At 69.4% G+C, this 20,884-nt stretch carries 21 protein-coding genes and 1 pseudogene; 9 read left to right on the forward strand and 13 right to left on the reverse strand.

What is annotated here, in order from left to right:
• Nucleotides 1–78 precede the first annotated feature (78 nt).
• Nucleotides 79–1,152 carry a TauD/TfdA family dioxygenase gene (locus ACTMVF_RS22280; RefSeq protein ID WP_441272851.1) on the forward strand — a complete coding sequence of 358 codons (1,074 nt, stop codon included), beginning with the start codon at nt 79–81 and terminating at the stop codon, nt 1,150–1,152.
• Nucleotides 1,153–1,550: 398 nt separating this feature from the next.
• On the opposite strand, the gene ACTMVF_RS22285 is transcribed toward ACTMVF_RS22280, so the two are convergent.
• The 6 genes from ACTMVF_RS22285 to ACTMVF_RS22310 form a co-directional block, all read right to left on the reverse strand.
• Nucleotides 1,551–2,198: a CoA transferase subunit B gene (locus tag ACTMVF_RS22285; RefSeq protein WP_441272852.1), complete on the reverse strand. Its 648-nt coding sequence runs from the start codon at nt 2,196–2,198 to the stop codon at nt 1,551–1,553.
• Nucleotides 2,198–2,977, reverse strand: coding sequence for a CoA transferase subunit A (locus ACTMVF_RS22290; RefSeq protein ID WP_441272853.1), 780 nt, complete (start codon nt 2,975–2,977; stop codon nt 2,198–2,200). The genes ACTMVF_RS22285 and ACTMVF_RS22290 overlap by 1 nt, the downstream gene beginning before the upstream one ends.
• A 306-nt stretch (nt 2,978–3,283) precedes the next feature.
• On the reverse strand, nt 3,284–4,447 hold the full coding sequence (locus ACTMVF_RS22295) for a hypothetical protein (RefSeq protein ID WP_441272854.1): 1,164 nt from the start codon (nt 4,445–4,447) through the stop codon (nt 3,284–3,286).
• On the reverse strand, nt 4,444–5,655 hold the full coding sequence (locus tag ACTMVF_RS22300) for a Dabb family protein (protein WP_441272855.1): 1,212 nt from the start codon (nt 5,653–5,655) through the stop codon (nt 4,444–4,446). Before ACTMVF_RS22300 ends, ACTMVF_RS22295 begins: the two co-directional genes overlap by 4 nt.
• A 21-nt stretch (nt 5,656–5,676) precedes the next feature.
• On the reverse strand, nt 5,677–6,204 hold the full coding sequence (locus tag ACTMVF_RS22305; protein WP_441272856.1) for an aromatic-ring-hydroxylating dioxygenase subunit beta: 528 nt from the start codon (nt 6,202–6,204) through the stop codon (nt 5,677–5,679).
• Nucleotides 6,201–7,553 carry an aromatic ring-hydroxylating oxygenase subunit alpha gene (locus ACTMVF_RS22310; RefSeq protein WP_441272857.1) on the reverse strand — a complete coding sequence of 451 codons (1,353 nt, stop codon included), beginning with the start codon at nt 7,551–7,553 and terminating at the stop codon, nt 6,201–6,203. Before ACTMVF_RS22310 ends, ACTMVF_RS22305 begins: the two co-directional genes overlap by 4 nt.
• A gap of 187 nt (nt 7,554–7,740) precedes the next feature.
• Between ACTMVF_RS22310 and fdxA the strand changes: the two genes are divergently transcribed.
• The 3 genes from fdxA to ACTMVF_RS22325 all read left to right on the forward strand — a co-directional run bounded on the left by fdxA (nt 7,741) and on the right by ACTMVF_RS22325 (nt 10,069).
• Nucleotides 7,741–8,073, forward strand: a complete 333-nt coding sequence (gene fdxA, locus ACTMVF_RS22315) for a ferredoxin (protein WP_441272858.1) — start codon at nt 7,741–7,743, stop codon at nt 8,071–8,073.
• Nucleotides 8,070–9,068, forward strand: coding sequence for an NAD(P)/FAD-dependent oxidoreductase (locus ACTMVF_RS22320; RefSeq protein ID WP_441272859.1), 999 nt, complete (start codon nt 8,070–8,072; stop codon nt 9,066–9,068). Before fdxA ends, ACTMVF_RS22320 begins: the two co-directional genes overlap by 4 nt.
• 203 nt (nt 9,069–9,271) lie before the next feature.
• Entirely contained in the window at nt 9,272–10,069 is a 798-nt protein-coding gene (locus ACTMVF_RS22325) for an IclR family transcriptional regulator (protein ID WP_441272860.1), read from the forward strand.
• Nucleotides 10,070–10,606: 537 nt separating this feature from the next.
• Here ACTMVF_RS22325 and ACTMVF_RS22330 read toward each other — a convergent pair.
• Genes ACTMVF_RS22330 through ACTMVF_RS22345 form a run of 4 tightly spaced genes read right to left on the reverse strand, consistent with a single transcriptional unit; the run spans nt 10,607 to nt 13,811 of the window.
• A complete protein-coding gene (locus ACTMVF_RS22330) occupies nt 10,607–10,963 on the reverse strand; it encodes a cupin domain-containing protein (RefSeq protein ID WP_441272861.1) in 357 nt (118 codons plus the stop codon).
• Complete coding sequence (locus ACTMVF_RS22335) at nt 10,960–11,733, reverse strand: HpcH/HpaI aldolase family protein (protein WP_441272862.1); 774 nt, start codon at nt 11,731–11,733, stop codon at nt 10,960–10,962. The genes ACTMVF_RS22330 and ACTMVF_RS22335 overlap by 4 nt, the downstream gene beginning before the upstream one ends.
• A 27-nt stretch (nt 11,734–11,760) precedes the next feature.
• A complete protein-coding gene (locus ACTMVF_RS22340; RefSeq protein WP_441272863.1) occupies nt 11,761–12,924 on the reverse strand; it encodes an amidohydrolase family protein in 1,164 nt (387 codons plus the stop codon).
• A 26-nt stretch (nt 12,925–12,950) separates the two neighbouring features.
• Nucleotides 12,951–13,811 carry a fumarylacetoacetate hydrolase family protein gene (locus tag ACTMVF_RS22345; RefSeq protein WP_441272864.1) on the reverse strand — a complete coding sequence of 287 codons (861 nt, stop codon included), beginning with the start codon at nt 13,809–13,811 and terminating at the stop codon, nt 12,951–12,953.
• Nucleotides 13,812–14,171: 360 nt separating this feature from the next.
• Here ACTMVF_RS22345 and ACTMVF_RS22350 point away from each other — a divergent pair, with 360 nt between their 5' ends.
• Nucleotides 14,172–15,281: a sugar ABC transporter substrate-binding protein gene (locus ACTMVF_RS22350; RefSeq protein WP_441272865.1), complete on the forward strand. Its 1,110-nt coding sequence runs from the start codon at nt 14,172–14,174 to the stop codon at nt 15,279–15,281.
• Between the two features lie 344 nt (nt 15,282–15,625).
• Nucleotides 15,626–16,291 (forward strand): nicotinamide mononucleotide transporter family protein, encoded by a 666-nt coding sequence (locus tag ACTMVF_RS22355; RefSeq protein ID WP_441272866.1) that lies wholly within the window; start codon nt 15,626–15,628, stop codon nt 16,289–16,291.
• Between the two features lie 162 nt (nt 16,292–16,453).
• Here ACTMVF_RS22355 and ACTMVF_RS22360 read toward each other — a convergent pair.
• Nucleotides 16,454–16,821, reverse strand: a pseudogene (locus ACTMVF_RS22360) (IS701 family transposase); the annotation flags it as partial.
• Nucleotides 16,822–17,093: 272 nt separating this feature from the next.
• Between ACTMVF_RS22360 and ACTMVF_RS22365 the strand changes: the two are divergent.
• Both ACTMVF_RS22365 and ACTMVF_RS22370 read left to right on the forward strand, forming a co-directional pair.
• Complete coding sequence (locus ACTMVF_RS22365; protein WP_441272867.1) at nt 17,094–17,276, forward strand: hypothetical protein; 183 nt, start codon at nt 17,094–17,096, stop codon at nt 17,274–17,276.
• A gap of 1 nt (nt 17,277) precedes the next feature.
• Complete coding sequence (locus tag ACTMVF_RS22370) at nt 17,278–17,838, forward strand: flavin reductase family protein (protein WP_441272868.1); 561 nt, start codon at nt 17,278–17,280, stop codon at nt 17,836–17,838.
• Nucleotides 17,839–18,729: 891 nt separating this feature from the next.
• Here ACTMVF_RS22370 and ACTMVF_RS22375 read toward each other — a convergent pair.
• Both ACTMVF_RS22375 and ACTMVF_RS22380 read right to left on the reverse strand, forming a co-directional pair.
• Nucleotides 18,730–19,161 (reverse strand): nuclear transport factor 2 family protein, encoded by a 432-nt coding sequence (locus ACTMVF_RS22375; RefSeq protein WP_441272869.1) that lies wholly within the window; start codon nt 19,159–19,161, stop codon nt 18,730–18,732.
• The gene (locus ACTMVF_RS22380) at nt 19,146–19,598 is read right to left on the reverse strand and encodes a VOC family protein (protein ID WP_441272870.1); all 453 of its coding nucleotides are present in this window, start codon (nt 19,596–19,598) and stop codon (nt 19,146–19,148) included. The genes ACTMVF_RS22375 and ACTMVF_RS22380 overlap by 16 nt, the downstream gene beginning before the upstream one ends.
• Nucleotides 19,599–19,785: 187 nt before the next feature.
• Between ACTMVF_RS22380 and ACTMVF_RS22385 the strand changes: the two genes are divergently transcribed.
• The gene (locus ACTMVF_RS22385) at nt 19,786–20,820 is read left to right on the forward strand and encodes an aldo/keto reductase (RefSeq protein WP_441272871.1); all 1,035 of its coding nucleotides are present in this window, start codon (nt 19,786–19,788) and stop codon (nt 20,818–20,820) included.
• Nucleotides 20,821–20,884: the final 64 nt, after the last annotated feature.

Consider the following 20,884-nt stretch of genomic DNA (forward strand, 5'->3'; position numbering starts at 1 on the left):
CCCTGCCGCACCGAAGCCTTCGTCGTCCGTCGTGTTCTCGCCACGGGCCTTCATCACGTTTTCGAGGAGTGCATCATCATGACCACCACTGTCGGCCTTCAGCCGATCTCGGGGCCGTCCGCCTGGCGCGGCGACGAGCTGTCGAAGTCCACCGAATGGATCTACACGCTCAGCGACGCCGAACGCGCCGAGCTGGAGGCCCTCGGACGGCGACTCGTCGCCGACGACCCCGACCTGCGCACCGTCACCGCCGCCGACTACCCGTTCGACGCCTGTCGCGCCCTCAACGACGAGTGCGCCGCCCAGATGGACGCCGGCCGCGGCTTCATCCTGGTCCGCGGCCTGCGCACCGAGGAGTACGGCGACGCCATGGCCGCGGCCGTCTTCTTCATCATGGGCCTGCACCTCGGCCAGCCGATCGGGCAGAACCAGCGAGGGGACCTGCTCGACCACGTGATCGCGACGTCGAACAAAACGTTGTCCGACGAGGGCGCACTGCCCTCCCGCGTACGGGACCGGCTGCCCTTCCACTCGGACAGCTCCGACGTCGTCGCCCTCATGTGCCTGCGCGGCGCGAAGGAAGGCGGGGCCTCCAGCCTGGTCAGTGGCACCACGATCTACAACGAGATGCTGCGCCGCCGACCGGACCTCGCCCCACGGCTCTTCGACACCTACCACTGGGACTGGCGGCGTCAGGACCCCGACTCCCCGGAACTGACATACACCTCGCCGATCATCAGCTACGTCGGCGGCGTCTTCAGCACCTACGCGGGCAGCTCGATGATCTTCAGCGCCCAGGAGTACCCGGGTGTCCCGCAACTGACGCCCGACCAGGTCGCGGCCATCACCCTCTTCGACGAGATCTCGCAGGAGCCCGGCCTGCCGATCGACATGGATTTCCAGCCGGGGGACGTGCAGTGGCTGCTCAACTATGCCGCGCTGCACTCGCGCACCAGCTACATCGACCACCCGGAGCCGAAGCGTCGCCGACACCTGCTGCGTCTGTGGCTGAAGCGGGACGTCGGCCGCCCGCTGGCCCCTCAGTTCGGCAAGCACGTCGTCGAAATGGGTGAGCCCACGAAACCGCTGGTGCCCGGCGGCCGGTTCCGCATCCTCGACGCCGTCACCGTCAACGACGACTGGGGCGTGTGACACACCGCCCTCTCCCGGTGACGGTCAGTCCGGGTGGGTCACGGCTGGGCGCCCTGAACGCCGGTGGAGTCCACCGGCCGACTCGGCCGCCCGGCCGTGAACACCCCGTTCGACACAGCGCTCCTCCGGAGCCGGCCAGACGGTACTCCGCACCGCCGCAGCCATGCCGACGCAGGGCTGCGGCGGCTTTCTGCCCAGCACAGACGTCCACCACGCAACCGGGCGGCAGCCGGCGCACCCGCCGCAGTATCCGCCGCACCGGCGATCTCCAGGGACCGGTCCGGATGGCCGGCGTCGGCCAGCGACGAGAGCGTGCCTCCACTGCTCCTCGGCGGCTCCGCGCGGTCGAAGGGCCTGCCCGCGCGGAACCGCCGAGGCGTTGGGCACGTCTCGCAGGCTCAGGAGCCGCTCTCGTGGGGGATGAGGACTTGCGCAGCCGTCTTCCCGACGACCTCCTCAAAGGTGACGCCGGGGGCGGTCTCGACGAGGACCAGACCGCCGTCGACGACATCGAGGACGGCGAGGTCGGTGATGATCCTGTCCACACAGCACTTGCCGGTGAGCGGCAGGTCGCACTCCTGGACGATTTTCGGGCTGCCGTCCTTCGCGGTGTGCGTCATGGTGACGATCACCCTGCGGGCGCCGTGGACGAGGTCCATGGCTCCGCCGATGCCGGTCACCATCCTGCCCGGGATCGCCCAGTTGGCGAGGTCGCCACACTCGGAGACCTGCATGGCACCGAGCACGGCGGTGTCGATGTGACCGCCGCGGATCATGCCGAAGGACAGCGCCGAGTCGAAGAACGCCGCGCCGGGCAGTACCGTGACGGTCTCCTTGCCCGCGTTGATCAGGTCGGGATCGACCTGATCCTCGTAGGGAAAGGGGCCGGTGCCGAGGACGCCGTTCTCCGACTCCAGCACGACGTGGACGCCCTCGGGCAAGTGGTTGGGGATCAGGGTCGGCAGGCCTATGCCCAGGTTGACGTACTCGCCGTCGCGCAGCTCACGGGCCGCGCGCGCGGCCATCTCGTCACGTGTCCAGGCCATCAGGCCCCCGCCTCCCTGTCGTCCCCGCGGATGACCGTCAGCTTCTCGATCTTCTTGTCGGCGGCCTGCTCGGTGGTGAGGGCCACCACCCGCTGCACGAAGAGGCCCGGCAGGTGGACCTGGTCCGGGTCGATCTCGCCCGGCTCGACCAGCTCCTCCACCTCGGCGATCGTGATGCGGCCGGCCATGGCCGTCAGCGGGTTGAAGTTGCGGGCGGACTTGCTGAAGACCAGGTTGCCGTGCCGGTCCCCCTTCGCCGCCCGCACCAGGGCGAAGTCGGTGACGATCCCGCGCTCCAGGACGTAGTCCTCGCCGTCGAACTCTCGGACCTCCTTGGGCGGCGAGGCGACGGCGATGCCGCCGTCGACGTCGTACCGCCACGGCAGTCCGCCGTCTGCGACCAGGGTGCCGACACCGGCCGGGGTGTAGAAAGCGGGAATGCCGCAGCCCCCGGCCCTCAGACGTTCGGCGAGCGTTCCCTGGGGGATCAGCTCCAGCTCGATCTCGCCGCCCAGGTACTGGCGGGCGAACTCCTTGTTGCCGCCGATGTAGCTGCCGGTCACCCGAGCGATGCGGCCCGCGGTGAGCAGCACGGCGAGGCCGGACTCCATGGCCCCGCAGTTGTTCGAGAACACGTCCAGTTCTGTCACGCCGGCGTCGTGCAGGGCCTGGATCAAGACTTCCGGGACTCCGCTCAGACCGAAGCCGCCGACCGCCAGGGAGGCCCCGTCAGGGACATCCGCCACGGCCTCGGCGGCTGAGGCGACGACCTTGTCCATCTGTCCGTCCACTTCCTTTCAAGACGTCCCCGCCCATAGGGGTTTGTTCGATGGCGTAGTGCAGTTGCCCCATGGTCCTGATGGCTCATGACGCTCGCCCGGTTTCGGGTGTGTATGCCGTTTCCGCAGGACTTGTACGGGTCGAAAAGCCGCTGCCCTGCACCGTCACGCCTCGCTCGCTTTCCGGGACGGGGCCGGACGCGCGGGGAAGGCGGGGCGCGCCGCGCCCCGCCCGGAACGTTCCTTCCGCCATGGCAGACGTCCCTGGCAGGGCCTCCTGGCGGCACCTACAGGGGACCGGCCCCGTTACTCCGGCAGCTCCCGCAAAAGCTTTCGGTAGATGCGCGCATAGGCGGTCAGCTGCGCCAACGACAGGGCATCGCGCCGTGGATCGTCGGCGGCCGGCTTCGCCTGCGGGCCGAGGCGCACGGTGTCGACGCCGTGGGCGCGCAGCACCACGCCGTCGGTCGATCCCGTCCAGCCGGTGATCGACGGCGGCTGCGTACCGAACTCGTCGAGCCAAGCCGCCCGGGCGACCGTCATCAGCGGGGCGTCGGCCGGCGTGGCCGCGGCGGACGCGACCGGCTCGGCCTCCACGTCGACCGCGCAGTCCCGCAGCGCCGACCGCGCGAACCGCCCCCGCAGCCGGTCGGTCAGCTCGGCCGCCAGCGCCCTCGGCTCCACCTGGTCACCGGCGACGACATACAGATCGATCCGCAGCTGGGCCGGCAGCAGGTCCGGCTTGTCCTGCCAACCCCCGCTGATCGCTCCGATACCGCACGCCCGGCCGGTCTGCCCCACCCTGGGATCGGCGGCCAGGTAGGCCGTGCGCCAGCGTGCCAGTTCGTCCAGGACGATGCCGGCCTGAGCGACGACTCCCCCGGGTGGCGTGGCGGATTCCGCCAGCATGGCGGCCCCGGAGCGTCCGGTCACCTGGACGGTCAGGTAGAACGCGCCCGGCTCGTGCCACAGCAGCGTCGGCGGGCCGCACTTGGCCACGATCGCCGAGGGCGGCAGCGGGTAGGCGTCGGTGTATGCCTCCAGACCGGTGATCCCGCTCATGCGGCGGTGTGTCCCGGAGCCTGCGAGCAGGAGCCGCCCGGCACCGGCCTCGGCGAAGGCGACCAGCGCGGCGGCCGCGGGCCCGCGGGCGACCCCGAGGCCGAAGCCGATCACCGTGTCGCCGTCGACAGTGAGCGGACCGACGGGCGCGTCGTCTCCGGTGACGAGGCGGTTGGCCGCACCTCCCTCGTCCAGCGAGGTGTCGAGGTGGGAGTAGAGCAGCGGCCCGGCTCCGTGGGCGGCGACCAGGCTGCCGCCCGCGGAGCCGTGCTCCAGCACCTGCCACTCGATGTGCGGCCACCGCTCGGCGCACCAGGCGCGCAACCGGTGGGCCGCCGTGCGCTCCCCGCCGCGTGGGGCGGGGAGCACGTCGAGCAGGTGCAGGACGTCGAGCAACTGCTGTCTCAAAAACGTCCCCAGTCGTCGGAAGCCGGACGCCACACATCGATGTTGCGCGGATCGGCCACCATCCTGCGGGGCCGGTGCGTCTCGTGCTCCTCCGGCGTGAACACCCTGTGCCGGTCGCACAGTTCGTAACGCGGGCCGAAGCGGGTGTCGTGCATGTAGAACGCGATCGACGTCGACGCCGAGTGGTTGACGATGTCGGAGGCGATCGGCGCGCCCTTGTACAGCGCGCGGGCACGCATCCGCATGACGTGGTCGAGGCTCTTCATGGCGAAGCACAGGTGCGCTACGTAGTGCTCCGTGTTCTTCTGGATCGCGAGGCTGTGGTGGTAGCGGTCCTCGCAGCGGAAGAACGTGGTCGAGCCGACGACGTGGTCCGAGGGCTGGAACTTCAGGACGTTCTGGTAGAAGTCCACCGTCTCATCGAATTTCGCGGTGGCTATGAAGGGGTGTACCAGGTCGAGCGGCCGGATCTCGATGTGCGGCGGCTCGGCATACTCGTGGAACTCGGTGAACAGCTCGACGATGAGGCCGTCGGGGTCCTTCACCGCGAAGCCGTTGTCGCACAGCGCCTTCTGCCGCTCCTGCAGCTCGAGCACCTCCAGTCCGGCGTCGAGGACGCTCTTGTGCAGCTGTTCGAGGATCTCCTCGTTCTCCACGCTGTAGCCGACCGCGGTCGTCCATCCGTCGGTGCGTTCGGGGGCGTGGATCAGTTCGATCGCGTGGTGCTCGATGTCGGCGCGCAGGTAGGCATACTCGTCCGTGCGCTGCTCCAACTGCAGACCGACGTGGTACTGGAGGAAGTCGATCGTGGCCTGCATGTCCGGAACTTCGATCCGGGCGTACTCCATGCCGTACGGGCCGTGCGGGCGCGTGCTCACCGGCGGTGTCCTTCCTGCAGCGAGCGAGGGACGCTCGGCGAACTCGAACGAGGTGATGGCCTGTTGGGCGATGACCGGCCGCCAGCGCGTGCGCACGAAGCTCTCGTGGGACTCGCTGCCGAGATAGGCGAGCAGGTCGTCCTGACTGTCGAAGTCGACGGCCATCGTGTGGGTGAAGGTCTGGTCGCGGGTGCTGATGTTCTCGCCAAGGACGAAGCCGCGCATGGCCGGGTACCGGTCCGGGAAGGTGCGCAGCTCGGCCAGCACGGACTCCCGTGTGGCCTCGTCGACTCCGTCGGCGAAACGGAAGGACAGGGTGTGTCGGATCATCGGGTCGCCTTCCGTCGCCGGCTAGAGGATGAAGCTGAGCCGGGCGCCTGCCGCCAGCGACTCGTGGCCGAGGATCGAGCGCCGCAACCGGAAACGGAGTCCGGCCTCGGTCGGCACCAGCAGATGGTCGTACCAGCCGACGTAGGCGTCGAAGTGACCGTCGCGGGCGCGGTGGACCACGAAGGACGCCGACACCCGGAAGGAGTCCTCCGTGTCGCCCTCGGACAGCCGCACGTTGGACACCAGCCGGTGGGTGCGCGAGTGCGGGTTCTCGGCGTGTGCCTTGCGGGACTTCAGCCGCTTGACGCGAGCCCGGAGCAGGTCCCAGTCGTCGTCGACGAACGATCCGGTCTCGTGCGGCGACCAGCCGGGGCGGTAGTCGGTGGTCGGGATCTCGTAGCGGGCACCGTCCTCGAAGAGCGCCAGCCAGCTGTCGTAGTCCCAGTGGTCGAGGATGTCCGCCTCGGCGTAGAGGAAATCCTCGACCTCCTGCCGGGTGACGGTGCGCCCGGCGCACGGCACCAGCCCGCGGTTGCTGATCTCGGTCATCGCACGTCCCTCCCGACCAGGAAGGACGCCGGCCGCTCGCCGTGGGTCTCAAGACCGCCGTCGAGTCCGATGGCTTCGACCCATTGCCGCCAGAAGCCCCGCATCGCGCCCTCGTCGATCGATCTGCCCTGGACTCCCTTGACCTCGTCGGCCATGCCGCGTGACATGTCGCTGTAGTCCAGCTCGGGCGCGGTGGTGCCCGCCGTGGCCTGGATGCCGCGCTGGACCGCCTCGTACGCCTCGATGTCGTCCGGCGTCGCCAGTCCGCCCGGGCCGACGAAGCTGACGACCGTCTTCATGCGCAGGGCGCGCGTGTCCGGGTCCTCCTCGCGCGGGACCAGTTGCCAGGCGCGCACGTCGGTCTGGTCGGGTGCCACGGGCTCCAGCTGCCGGATCGACAGGCCCTCGATGTCGAACAGCAGCAGGTTCGGGAAGACGAACAGGATGTGGCTCTCGTCGGCCACGTAGTGCGCCCGCTCCTCCCCCAGCCGCTGTGTCATCTCCGCTCGGTGGGCCTCGGTGCGGACCCGCTCGTCCTCGCCGAAGCGCGGTTCCCAGAGCATGCTGATCCGTCCGCCGTGCCCGGTCAGGACCAGCAGCCCGTGGCCGTTGCCGAGGTTGTACGCGTACTGGTTGTCGTCGGTGACGGCGTAGCCGCTCTCGCGCAGGTAGCCGACGAACGTGTTGTGCGTCGGGGCGAAGTGGTAGCCGTCCATGGCGTTCTCGACGGCGAGTTTCCAGTTGCCGCGCACGCTGTAGAGCTGTGTGCCGGGCAGTGTGGTCATGCCGCCGGCGTGCTGCTGCTGGATCATCGTCATGTAGTCGGCCGCGTCGCCGAGGTAGTCGAGCAGCGGCGGGACGTCGGGGTCGAAGGAGACGAAGACGAACCCCTCGTGGGTCTCCAGGCGCGGCACGCCGCGCAGCCCCATCGAGGCCCGGAACTCGTCGCTCGACTCGTACGCCCCGGCGTCCGGGATCGCGGCGACCTCGCCGTTGTTGCGGAACGTCCAGGCGTGGTAGAAGCACTGGAAGAGCCTGGTCGAACCCTCGCTTTCGCGGCACAGCACGGTGCCGCGGTGCGGACAGGAGTTCAGGAACGCGTGCACTTCGCCGGCGCTGTCCCGGCAGAAGATCAGCGGCCGGCCGCCGAGGGTACGGACCTTGAAGTCGTTGGGGTTGGGGATCTCGGTCTCGTGCCCGAGGTAGAGCCAGGTGTGCATCCACACCCAGCCGCGTTCCCGGGCGAAGATTTCCGCGCTTCGGTAGGCCTCGCGGTTGACCCGGAAGGTGAGCTGGTCCCAGTCCTCGACGATCATCGGCGCTGGGACGGTCCGGGGGTTGCTTCCCATGGGGAGTTTGCCTCTCACAAGTCCCGACCCGAGTGGCGCGCTATGAGACGCCATCTCGTATGTCGCATCAGAGTCCCCCAGCATTCTCAAGGTGTCAAGCATTCGTTTCGCGGTTGACACCCCACCTCGGCACGGCCATCATCCTGTTCCACATTGAAATACACCGTCTCGCATTCTGTGCGACCGTGTGAAGGGCAACAAGCTCGTGCCGTACGTCATCACGCAGGCCTGCATCGACGTCATGGACAAGTCGTGCATGGAGGAGTGCCCGGCCGACTGCATCTACGAGGGCGACCGGATGCTCTACATCCAGCCCGACGAATGTGTCGAGTGCGGGCGCTGCGAACCCGTCTGCCCGCAGATCTCGATCTTCCACCACGAGGATCTGCCCGAGGAGAGCAAGCAGTTCGAGCGCATCAACGCCGAGTTCTTCACCCTCGGCGCCCAACCACTGGGATCACCCGGCGGCGCTCGCAAGGTCGGCCAGGTCGGCCACGACCACCCGGAGGTGGGCGCGTGACCGGCCACGCGCCCACAGGCGCCGGCCCCGAGGTCTCCGTCGACCTGCTCATCATCGGCGCCGGCCCGACCGGGTTGTACGGCGCGTACTACGCCGGCTTCCGCGGCATGAGCGTCGCTGTCGCCGACGCTCTGCCCGCGGTGGGCGGTCAGATCGCCGCGCTGTACCCCGAGAAACTCATCTACGACGTGGCCGGCTTCCCCGCCGTCCGCGGCCAGGACCTGGTGGACCGCCTGGCCGAGCAGGCCTGGCGGTGGAACCCCACCTACCTGCTCGGGCACGGGGTCACCCGGCTGGACGACACGGGCGAGGGCATCGTCGCCACGACCGACGCCGGCGCGCGGATCACCGCGGGCGCGGTGCTGGTCTGCGGCGGGATCGGCAACTTCATCCCCCGCGAGCTCCCGGTGGGCTCCGAGTACCTGGGCCGGGGGCTGCGGTATTTCGTACCGCGGTTGAACGAGCTCGCCGGACAGGACGTCGTGGTGGTCGGCGGTGGTGACTCCGCGCTGGACTGGGCGCTGTCGCTGGAGCCGATCGCCTCGTCGGTGACCCTGGTACACCGGCGTACGCGGTTCCGGGCCCACGAGCGCAGCGTCGAGCAGGTGCACGCCTCCTCGGTGCGGGTGCTGACGCCCTACGAGGTCGAGAAGGTCTCCGGCGAGGGGGCGGTGTCGGAGGTCGTGGTCGCGTGCTCGACCGGCGACCGGATCGCCCTGCCCGCCCAGTCCGTCGTGGCGGCGCTCGGCTTCATCGCGGATCTCGGCCCGATCGAGCAGTGGGGGCTGGAGCTTCGCCGTAGGCGCATCCTCGTCGACCGCACGATGCGCACCAACCGGGAGCGCGTCTTCGCGGCCGGCGACATCGCCGACCACGACGGCAAGGTCAGCCTCATCTCCATCGGCTTCGGTGAGGCGGCCCTGGCCGTCAACCACATCGCCGCCCTGCTCGACCCGGCACGCTCGATCACTCCGGGGCACTCCTCCGACGCGTGAGATCTCCGCACGGGGCGGCGGTGAGCGTGAGCGATCCGCGGCTGTCGGCCGCCAGGTTCCCGTTCACCGCCGCGACTCTGCGGGATGAGCGTCCCGATGCTCTTTCACCCACCATGACACGACCCTTACCATTGCTTTATGCAAGACGGCGTTTCATTCGGCGTCTTAACCATTGACTGGACAGGGACAGGAGCGAGAAAGCCATGGCCGCTAAGGCGCAACACGGCACCGGCGAGCAGGACGGCCCGGACAGGACGGCGCCGACCATCCAGACGGTGCAGCGTGCGGCGCTGATCCTCGGCTCGTTCACGGTCGGCAAGCCGCATATGAGCCTCAACGAGATCACCGCGCGGCTCGGGGCGAGCAAGGCGACCGCGCACCGGTACACGAAGGCACTGCGGGCGGCGAACCTGCTGCGGTACGACGAGCGCACTTCGCTGTACTCCCTCGGCCCCCAGGTGCTGACGCTCGCCACGGCGGCGCGGGCCGGCCTGCCGATCGTCGCCGCCGCCGAGCCGTACATGGAGGAACTGGTCAGGCGCATCGACGAGACGATCGTGCTGTCGGTCTGGGACGGTGAGTCGGCGACCGTGGTGCGCTCGGTCGACAACACCGACCACATGGTGCGCATCAGCGTCCGGGTCGGCTCACGCCTGGACCTCACGGCCTCGGCGCAGGGACGTGTCTTCCTCGCGTTCCTGCCCCCGGAGCAGGTACCGACGCTGCCGCGCTCGGTCCGCAAGTCGGCCGAGCTCACCGCGGAGCTCGAGGCCATCCGGAAGCACGGGCTGTCGGTCAACTCCCCCACCGTCAACGGGGTACGCACCGTCGCGGCACCGATCTTCGAGGGGGACAAGATCAGCGGAACGCTCGCCATCGTCGGCACGACGGCGACCGTGTCCGACGACGTCAAGTCGCCGATGGCCCAAGCACTGCTGGAGACCGCCCGCGCGCTGTCGCAGCGGCTGGGCACCTCCGAAGACGCGCCCAACGGCGGCTGAAACCCGGCCGCAGCAACAGTGGAGGGCCCACCGCGGCGGTGGGCCCTCTGAGGTTTCGGGTCTTGTGGGAGCCCGCGGAGGTTTCGGGTCTGGTGTGAGCCCGTGCCACGCCGGCCCGCACATCCGGGTCAGGGGATCATTGCGGGGCGGGCCAGGAGCCGAACTGCCCGGTGTCGACGGGGGGGGCGGAGCGACGAGATCGCCGGGCCCCGTCGTGCGGTGCGGGGGGGCAGCGGCATCTTCGGCTTCTCTCGATTCGCAGGGCTGCGCCCCGGAACCCCAGCGCGGCACCCAGGCGGAAGCCCTGGGTGCCGGGGCATGGCGGGATCCGGGGCCACGGCCCGCGCCGGCCGGCGCTGGTCGAGCGGAGCGTGCGGGCGGTCCGATGCCGCCACTGCGAATGGCCCGCCACCCGCCGTGTCCATATGGGTGACGGGCCCGTATGTCTGAGCCCGGAGACGCAGTACTGCCCGCTCCCGGCTCATCGTCCGATCGGCATCGGCCACGTTCCCGCGCAACAGCGCGCCCGTCCGTCGCTCAGGGAAGCAGGTCGGCCCGCGGCGGGACGAAGAAGTCGATGTTCACGCAAGGCGCCTCGGTCGGCTCCACGTAGTGCTCGCTGCCGCGGGGAACCAGCAGGAACGATCCCGCACGCATGTCGTGCGCGACACCGTCCACGTAGTAGTTCGCCCGCCCCTCGGCGATGTGGACCAGCTGGTCGAAGTCCTCGTGCCGATGGGGGTTGAGCGTCATGCCGACCTCGAGCTCGTGGTGGCAGATCATCACCTCGTCCGTCGCGTATACGCGACGGCGGACCCCCGGCCGCACCTGGGTCACCGGCAGCTCGTCCCAGTTGACGACGGTGTTGAACAGGGCTGCGTTGCGTGTGCTCACTGGTTTTCCTCTCCGGCGGCCGCCCGCAGGCCGGCCGCCAACATCTGCAGGTCCGAGCCGACGACCAGGTAGTCGGCGTCGCCCAGGCCCAGGTCCGCCGCGGCGCCACGGGCCGGCGCCCAGCCGCCGAACGCCACCCCGGCGGAGCGGGCGGCGTCGCGCACCCGGTCCACGGCGGCACGCAGCACCGCTGGGTCCGCCGGCAGGCCCAGGTCGACCGCGAGGTCGGTGCTGCCGACGAAGCACACGTCGAGAGCGGCGACCAGATCCGGCAGCGGATCGGTGTGCGCCGTCTCGATCTGGCCCACCAGTACCGGCGGGTCGTCCTGCTCGGCGCGCAGGAATCCGGCCAGCGGAGCCATGCCGAAGCGGGCGGCCCTGTTGGCCAGGCTCACCGACCGGCGGCCGGCTGGAGCGAACCGGGTCGCCGCCACGAGCGCCTCGGCCTGCGTGAGGCGCGTGAGCATGGAGAGCTGGATGCCCGCCGCCCCGGCTTCCAGGAGCCGGTTGACGGCGGCGGCGTCCACCTCGGGCACACGGACCAGGGCCGGCAGCCTGCACGCGTCCGCGTGGCGCACCAGGTCGACGGCGTCCCGCTCGGTGAGGGTGGAGTGTTCGAGGTCGACGACGACGAACCCGAACCCGGCCGCCTCGGCCAGTTCCACCACGTCGGGCGAGGCCAGCTTGACGAACGTACCGACGGCGGGTCGCCCCGCCGTCAGGGCCGCGCGCAGTCGGCGCCGCAGCAGATGGACGTCACCGACGCTCATGGATTCCTCCCGGGGATGTGCGGGCGATCAGGCCGACTGCAGACCCCGCCACGGCACGATGTCGACCTCGGCACCGCCGTGCAGCACCACGGTCGGCTCCAGACGCGGCGCGACGATCGTGTTGCCGGCGGCGTCGGGCAGGGTGACCTCGTCGGTCCAGTCGACGACCGTGACGTCTGCCCGCCCGCCGACCTCCAGGCGCCCGTAGCCCTCGGTGTCGAGCCCGAGCAGCTGGGCCGGCGCGACGGTGGCCCGCCGGACGCACTCCTCCAGCGGCGCGCCGAGCGCGACCAGCTTGGAGATGCTGGTGAGCAGGTCGAACACCGGGCCGCGCCAGTTACGGGCACTGGTGTCGGAGCTGAGGACGTCGGGCAGGAATCCGTCGGCGATCGCCCGGCGCGCCACCTCGAAGCTGAGGTTGCTCTTGCCGTGGGCGGAGTCGAACAGGACGCCGCGCTCACGGGCCTCGTTGACGGCGGGCTGGACGTGGTCGCCGTCGAGGATGCCGTACGGCTTGCCGGTGTAGCAGTGCGCCACGATGTCGCCGGGGCGCAGATGGTCCAGGACGACGGGCAGCGGCTCCGAGGTCTCGCCGATGTGCAGCATCAGCGGCAGACCGGCCTGCTCGGCCAGCGCCACCGACTTCTTGAGAAGCGACTCCCAGTTCTCGCCGACGACGTCCTCGGACAGACGGATCTTGAAGCCGCGCACGATGTCGGGGTGGGCCTCGGCGGTCGCGAGCGCGTCCTCGGGGACCAGGGTGTCGGGGTTCAGCAGCTCGCCGAACCGGAAGTCGATCAGACCGAGCACCGAGACGTTGAGGAAGTTGACGATGCGCAGCGGGTTCGCCTCGACCACCAGCTTGCGGAAGGCCGCGAACGTCGAGGCGCCGGCCGTGCCGGCGTCTGCCGCCGCGACCACGCCGCGGCGCAGATGGGCCTCCTCGGCCGGGGCGCCGACGGCGGAGACGTACTGGAAGATGTGGGTGTGGCCCTCGACGAGGCCCGGCAGCACGGTGGAACCGGTGACGTCGATCGTGCGCGTCGCGTTCGCCGCCAGCCCCTCCCCGATCGCGGCGATGCGGTCACCGGTGACCGCCACGTCGAGCCGGGCGTTGGTGCCCGACGCCGGGTCGATGACGGTGCCGCCGGCCAGGACGAGGTCGTAGGACGACTGGGAGGAGTTGGACATCGATGTGTGCTCCAGGGTGGGGAAGGTCAGCTGACCGGTTCGGTCAGCCGGTGCTCGCGCCGTGAGGCGTCCGCGGGACGCACGATGCGGGTGACGAGGGGCAGCACGCCGTCCACCTCGATACGCACCTCGTCGCCGTCGGCGAGGAAGCACGCGCGGTCCTGGCCGGTGCCGGCCGGGGTTCCGGTGAGGACGACGTCGCCGGGTTCGAGCGCGGCGAACCACGACAGCCGACTGAGCAGATCGGTGACCGGGAAGATCATCCCGTCGCTCGTGTCGTCCTGCACCAGCTCGCCGTTGACCCGCGTCCGTACGCGGATCCCGTGGCGGTCCTCGAGGTCGTCGGGGGTGCAGATCGACGGGCCGAGCGGGGTGAAACCCGGGTAGCTCTTGGCGAGGGCGGGCGTGCCTGTAGTGCGCATGACATCGCGCGCCGTCATGTCGTTGGCGGCGGTGATGCCGGCGATCGCGGGCCAGACCTCCGACTCGGCCGCCTGGTACAGCCGGCGCCCGACGACGACCGCGACCTCCCCCTCGTAGTCGGGTTCGGTCACCGACTGCGGAATCACCACCTGCGCGCCGGGTGCCGACACGCCGGACGACGCGGCCAGGTACAGGATCGGCTGCTCGGGCAGTCCCCGGCCGGTGCGGGCCGCCTTCGATACGTAGTTGAGCCCGACGCCCCACACCGCGTGGGGATGACCCAGCGGCGCCACGAGCGTGGCCTCGTCGATCGGGATGCGTCCGCGCACCGCGCAGGACGCCAGACACCGCAGCGAGCCCTCCTGCTCGAGGACCGCGCCGACGTGCGGAAAAGCAGTGTTCAACAGGGCGACAGCCCCGTCCTCGATCCGGCCCAGGCCGGCATCCGTCGTCACTACTCGCATGGCGAGCATCTTTCAATGCGAGATGGCATCGTGTCAAGCGAAACGAATCCGCCGGGCGTGGACCCGGCCGACACCCCGCCTGGACAAGAACTGACGGGTTGTCAGGTGACTGACACAGCACCGATCCAGGGGTGCCGGTCGCACGCGAGCCGCCGCTGCACCTCGCCGCCGCCTCAGCGGCCCATGGAGCGCGCCACACCACGGTCGGGGCGAGCCCAGTGAACAGATTGCGAGATGCCGTCTCTCATCTCGTACAGTAGTTCCGCTCGATGCCGAGGGTCGCCTCTGTCTCGGCTTTTTCAGTCAGGTGGGCCGCGATGCAGGCGCCCACCTCCGAATCGCGCCTGAAGAGAGCTCCCGATGCGTCGTATCGCCCTGTCCGTAGCCATCACGACGATCTCTGTCTCACTCGCCGGCTGCGGCGGGCTCAACGCGGCGGGGAGCAGCGACGACGCGAGCCCGGCCAAAGGCGATGACATCACCGTGGGGCTGTTGCTGCCGGAAAAGTCGAACCCCCAGTACGAGCAGTTCCACTACCCCGTCATCGAGGCGAAGGTCGAGTCCCTCACCCACGGCCAGGGCCGGGTCGAATACGCCAACGCCGAGGCGGACGCGGGCGAGCAGGCACGACAACTGCGGCAGATGATCAACGAACAGGTCGACGTGATCCTGCTGGACCCCGTCGACACACACGCCATCGCCGGCGGGGTGAGGAAGGCCAAGGAGGCCGGTATCCCGGTCATCGCCTACGACCGGCTGCCCGAGGGCCCGATCGACGCGTACATCACCTTCGACAACGAGCTCGTCGGCCAGGTACAGGGCAGCTCCCTGCTGGAGGCCCTCGGCGAGGACGCCGACATCTCCGACAAGATCGTCATGATGAACGGCTCAGCCAACGACCCGAACGCCAAGCAGTTCAAGGCGGGCGCGCTCTCCGTTCTCGACGGCGAGGTGACGATCGCCAAGTCGTTCGACACCAAGGACTGGAAGCCGCAGACCGCCGAGAAGAACATGACCGCGGCGATCAACGACATCGGCAAGAACAACATCAAGGCCGTCTACGCCGCCAACGACGGTCTGGCGGGCGGCATCATCGAGGCGCTGAAGGCCGCAGGCGTAACCGACCTGCCGCCGATCACCGGGCAGGACGCCGAGCTCTCGGCGGTGCGGCGGATCGTCACCGGCGAGCAGTACATGAGTGTCTACAAGCCGTACCCGCAGGAGGCCGAACACGCCGCGGAGATGGCCGTGGCGAAGGCCCAGGGCAGAGACATACAGTTTGACGCCCTCACGCGTGACGAGATCGACAGCCCCACCCACAAGGGCATCCCCGCATATCTGGTGCCCGTTGTCGCCCTGACGAAGGACAACATCAAGGACACCGTCATCAGGGATGGCATGTACGAACCGTCCGACATATGCACGCCCCAACTCGCAGCCGACTGCACGGCGACAGGCCTGAAGAAGTAGGCCCCCGGGAACGAGGGAGCAGTGGCCGCAGAGCCGATGCGACGACTCCTGTGTGGGGACTCGCGCCTTGCTCGCGGCCTGCGCCGATGCGCGCGCTCATGAAGGGCTGGATCGGCCCGAGAGGCTGAGCCGTGCAACGCGGGAGGGGCCGACGCCGCATCGCCCGTATCGACGACTTCGGAACCCTTTTCTACCTTGTAGCGGCTCATCAGCTGCAAGTCTCGACAAGATGCCATACAGGGGGTGAAGCTGTGGCGCATGGATCGCTTGCGAAGCCTGATACCCGACGAATCACCGGACGGCAGGCTCACACTCCACTCGTATGAAACCGGCCTGGCGGCCCGGTGAACGGGCTGAACTCCGAGGCGTTCGTCCTGTTCGACCAGCACATCCTGTGGTCCGACATGATCGGCAACATCCTCGGCCTGGCAGCCCTCGCCCTCGGCTGGCGCCGCTCCCTGTGGACCTGGCCGGTGCAGTTCCTGTCCGGCCTCATCCTCTTCGGGGCCTTCTTCGGCCACCTGACCGGCAGCGCCGGCAAGCAGGCTGTCGTCATGACCGTCGCCGTGTACGGCTGGTGGCGGTGGAACCGCGACAAGGGCCGGTCCGAGCACGGCCAGATCACCCCGCGGTTCGCCACCTGGGGCGAGCGCGCGGCGATGGTCGGCGCCGTGGCCGTCGGCACGGTCGCGGTGGCCCTCCTCTTCAAGGCCTACCCGACCCTGTCCTGGGACCCCTGGCCGGACGCCTACATCTTCGTCGGCACCATCGTCGCCATGTACGCCCAGGCCCGCGGCATGGTCGAATTCTGGATCTCCTGGCTGCTGGTCGACCTGGTCGGCGTCCCGCTGACCTTCGCCAACGGCTACGCCTTCTCCGGCTTCGTCTACGTCATCTACGGCGCACTGGTCCTGTGGGGCATGCGCGAATGGTGGCTGCGCTCCCGCAACGGTCCGCAGCCCGCTCTGGGACTGCCCGGTGCGCACGCGTCCGAGGGAGCGCCGAAGTAAAGGGGCGGTCGAGACGCCTCAGCCCCCTCCTCCCCGGTTCTCAGGGGCTGTGTCCGCGTCGTTCGTAGTGGCTGATGTGGGCCCCTTGGCGGCGTCATCGCCGGCGTGACCAGCGCAGGATGTCATCGACCAGGGTCGGGCGCAGACCGGTGAGGCGGGTCGTCAAGCGTTGGATCTCGGCGACGCTGAGGTGGATGAGCTGCGAGGATCCGGTTCTTCTTTCTCCGTGACCAACTCTCGGGCCCGCAGGACGGTCAAGCAGGTGTGGGCCGCCATGGCCGGCCGTCAAGTGGCGGTGCCAGCCGGGATGCAACAGGCCTGACAGTCGTCCAAGGCGCACTCCTGCTCGCGCCCTGTAAGCACTCCACGACAGGCCATCGGCTGCCCGCGCCGCGGATCAGTTCGTCCAGCGTGGTCCCGGCCGGACCCGTGAGCCCCTGCCCGCGGGGATTGCCGCTTCCACTTCTGCCCCGCAGGCCGGGAAACAGCTCGTGCACGGGGTGGTCGATGAACCAGCAGGTGATGGAAGTCCTCAGAGACCTCGATCCAGGGCGAGCCTACTGCGCCCTATGCCGAGCCTGCGGAAGTACCCACACCCAGCCTCTTTCTCCGTCTGGCCCGCCACCGCATCAGCGTGGTCTTCGGCGGGGTCGACGAACCCGCCGGCGAGGCCGACGCCGTCGATGAGAACAACTCGCCGCCGCCCTCGGTCCCTCCACAGCAACCATTGCGAGACGGCATATTGACATACGAGATAGCGAGTCCTAGCGTCGGGGCATCCCTCAACAAAAGGCGAGCCTTGATGAGATCCACTTTTTCCCCGTCGGCCTCCGGGACGACCTTCCTGCCGAATCCCGCGACACAACGACCGTCCCGCATCGCCGTCGGCGGCGACGGCCCCTGCTCCCCCGGCCACATCCGCGGAGCCACCGAGCCAACGGCGGACGGCGCGCCGGAGTGTGCCGGCGAGATGGCGGTGGTCTGACATGCCCACCCCCGCAAGGGATGAGGCCGTCACGCGCCGGCCTGTCACCAGCTACGACCCGCAGGCGTACCGCGACGGACTGTCCTCGATGGTCACGTCCGTCTGTGTGGTCACCACGGAAGTGGACGGGAAGCGGTACGGCTTCACCGCCAACTCGGTGACCAGCGTGTCGATGGACCCGCCGCTGATTTCGGTCTGTCTGGCCGACACCGCCGACGTCCACCCGGCCTTCAGTCAGGCCGAGTCGGTGGCCGTCAACGTCCTGGCGGCCGACCAGCACCCAGTGGCGACGGCGTTCGCGACGCCCGGCGTCGACAGGTTCGCTGCGGCGCGCTTCAGTCCGGGAAAGCTCGGTCCACCCCTGCTCGACGGCGCCACCGTGTCGCTCGAGGGCGTCGTTCACCAGCGCCTCACCGCCGGCGACCACACGATCATCCTGATCGAGGTGGCCGACGTGGTGGTCGGCGCACAGGAGCCGCTCACCTATCAGGGACGCCGGTTCCACACCCTGAACCCGCTGGAGCCATCCGCACTGCAGTCGGCCGGAAAAGGCCAGTCATGACCACCCCGGACGACCTCGGCACTCCATGGCCGTCCCCGGCTCCGTCGAAGACCTCGGCGGAGCGTCCGGCACCCGACACGCTCACGGACCCTCACAGCTGAATCGACGCGTACGAAAGCGGCAGCCCGACGCTCTTCGGAAGGGCCTCCCACTGCCCGCGACTGCCCGCCTTCGGTGAGGCTCTGGTCAGCGGGACTTGGCGCTCGACCCGGCCCTTGCCGGTGGGGTGCGGTGGCGGGCTTGACGCGTTTCCGCGCCTGACGACTGCACCTTCCGGCAGCCGGGATCGCCACGGTGTGGCTGATCCGGTACAAGCGCGGGATGTTCCGGGCGGCGTTGAGGTCGGCACACGCACGTGGGCTGGTCCTGGCGGCTGCCCGGTGTGGTGAAGCCGCACGCTGAGCAGCGCTGGGAGGTACCGGGGGCAGGGAGGACTTCTCGCCGCGTTTACGGAAGGTCTCGCGGTGTGCGGCCGGCCGCTCCACGCGGAGCAGCTTGGCTTTCTCCTTCGGTGTGAGCCACTCGTCCCGGTCGGGAGCACCTCACAAGATCAGAGGGAGAGCTTGGTCCGCCGGTAGTTGCCGGTGAACGCGTACTCGCGTGCGAGCGCGCGCGAACTCGTCGACCACCCTCGCCCGCGACCGCCCGTTCGGCGACCGACGTGGTGGCGACACGGGCCCTCGGCGGACAAGTACGTGCTGACCGTCCGCCGGTTGAGTCCGGTCTCCTTGGCGACCTCGAACAACAGGCAGAAGAGTGCCGAACGGCGGCCCTCAGCACATCAAGAACTCTGCACGTTCATGAGTACGCGGCTATGCCAGTCCGGGAAAGCACGGGCACCCCGTCCGCACAAGAGGCGGGCGGGGTGCCACTGGGGCAGGTTCTGTCAGGTCAGGGCACCGATTCCGCATCTGCCGGCTCGGGTCCGCAGGCGAGCTGTCGCTGCACCTCGCCGCTGTCCCAGTAGTCCGTGCGGCGTGTGATGAGACCGTCGGTGACGGTGAACACGAAGACACCGCGGATGCGCACGGGGCGGTCGCCCGCAGAACGCATCCGGAACGTCATGACGTACGGCACCGCGGCCGACTCACCGTCGACGACGACGCGTTCGGGCGCGTAGTGCAGGTCCTCGAAGTCCTCGAGGAACCCGGTCAGCGCGGCGCGGTACGCGGCGCGGCCCCTGCGGCTCTGCCCCGTCGACGAGGTGTGTTCGTTGACGAAGTCCTCTGCCACGCGGGCGGCCACGGCGTCGGCGTCATGTGCGTTCAGCGCCGCCAGGTACGCCTCGACCGCGGCGCGGGTTTCGTTCAGGACGAACCCCACTTCTGCCGGACCGTGTCGAAGACACGCTGGTCGTGGGAGATCTCGATGACGTTGCCATCGGGGTCCTTCAGAGCGCAGATGTAGCCGATGGGGTCGGGCATCTGCCGGGGCTCCCAGTGCAGGCAGCCCAATTCGCGGGCCCTGTCCGCGAGCGCGTCGACGTCCCCGCGCTCCGGCACTTCGATGCCGATGTGCGCGAACGGGTGCAGCAGGCCCTGCTGGGTGCCCTTGTCCTTGTTGAACGACACCAGGACGAGCACGAAGGGCGTCTCGGCCTGCTTGTCGTTGGAGAGCCAGACGCTTTCGCCGTCGGCGTCCTTGAAACGCTCGACGACGACCAGGGGAGTCAGCGAGGTATAGAACTCGATCGCCTTGTCGAGATCGCCGGTCGGCAGCGCGACGTGAGTCCAGCGGGCCGAGGTGAGACCGGTGGCCACGGTACCTCCAGTGAGTGGTGCGGTTTTCCTCGAGCCTAGGTCTGCGCGCGCCCGGAGGTCGATGTGCTGCGGACACAACGCGTACGCCGAGAACACTGACCCCGCGCGACATCGGTTCCGCGCCCGCCGCGGTGGAAGCCTGCGGCATGACGGCGACGAATGTCACCGGGGAGGACGAGGAGAAGACGTGCGCTACCGGATTCTGGGTGGGACGGGCATCGAGGTGAGTGAGCTCTGCCTCGGGTCGATGATGTTCGGGGCCTGGGGCAACACCGACGAGGCGGAGTGCCACCGCATCGTGTCGACGGCGCTGGACGCGGGAGTCAACTTCGTCGACACGGCTGACGTGTACGCCTTCGGCGAGTCCGAGGAGATCCTCGGCCGCGCGCTGAAAGGACGCCGCGACGACGTCGTACTCGTATCGAAATTCCACAACCTGATGCCCGGAAGGCCGCTCGACCGCAACCGGCGCGGCAACTCCCGGCTCTGGATCATGCGTGCCGTGGAGGACAGCCTGCGACGGCTGCGGACGGACCACCTCGACGTGTACCTCGTCCACCGTCCCGATCCCCGGACCGACATCGAGGAGACGCTCGGTGCGCTCAGCGACCTGGTGCGGACGGGCAAAGTGCGAGCGATCGGCACCTCCAGCTTCCCGGCCGAGGAGATCGTGGAGGCGCAGTGGGCGGCGCGGCGCGCCGGCCGCGAGCGGTTCACCGTGGAGCAGCTGTCGTATTCGATCCTGGCCCGGCACGCGGAGGCCGCTACCCTGCCCACCGCGCAGCGGCACCGTATGGGCGTCATGGTGTGGAGCCCCCTGAACGGCGGCTGGCTGACGGGCAAGTACCGGGCCGGCTCCGAACCGGCGGGAGACTCGCGCGCGCGGACCCACGGTGATCACTTCGACTACGCCGACGAGCGGATACGCGAGCGCAAGCTGGCGGTCGTCGAGGAACTCGTGCGCCTCGCCGCCGACGAGGGCTGCACACTCGTCGAGCTGGCGCTGCGGTTCGTGCTCGCCCATCCCGGCGTCACCTCGGCCCTCATGGGCCCGCGCACCCATGACCAGCTCCTGACGCAGCTCACCGCGGTGGACCGGCCGCTGTCGGCCGAGGCCCTGGACCGGATCGACGAACTCGTCGCGCCGGGCAGCGTGCTCAACCCACGCGACATCGGCCATACGCCTCCGGCGCTGGAGACCGCGGCGCTCCGCCGCCGCTGACACCGCTGTGCAACGGCGCATGCCGGCCCTTCGCGGGACCGGCATGCGCCGAGTGGTGTTCCCA

The sequence above is a fragment of the Streptomyces sp. SD31 genome (assembly GCF_052068475.1).
Lineage (GTDB): Bacteria > Actinomycetota > Actinomycetes > Streptomycetales > Streptomycetaceae > Streptomyces.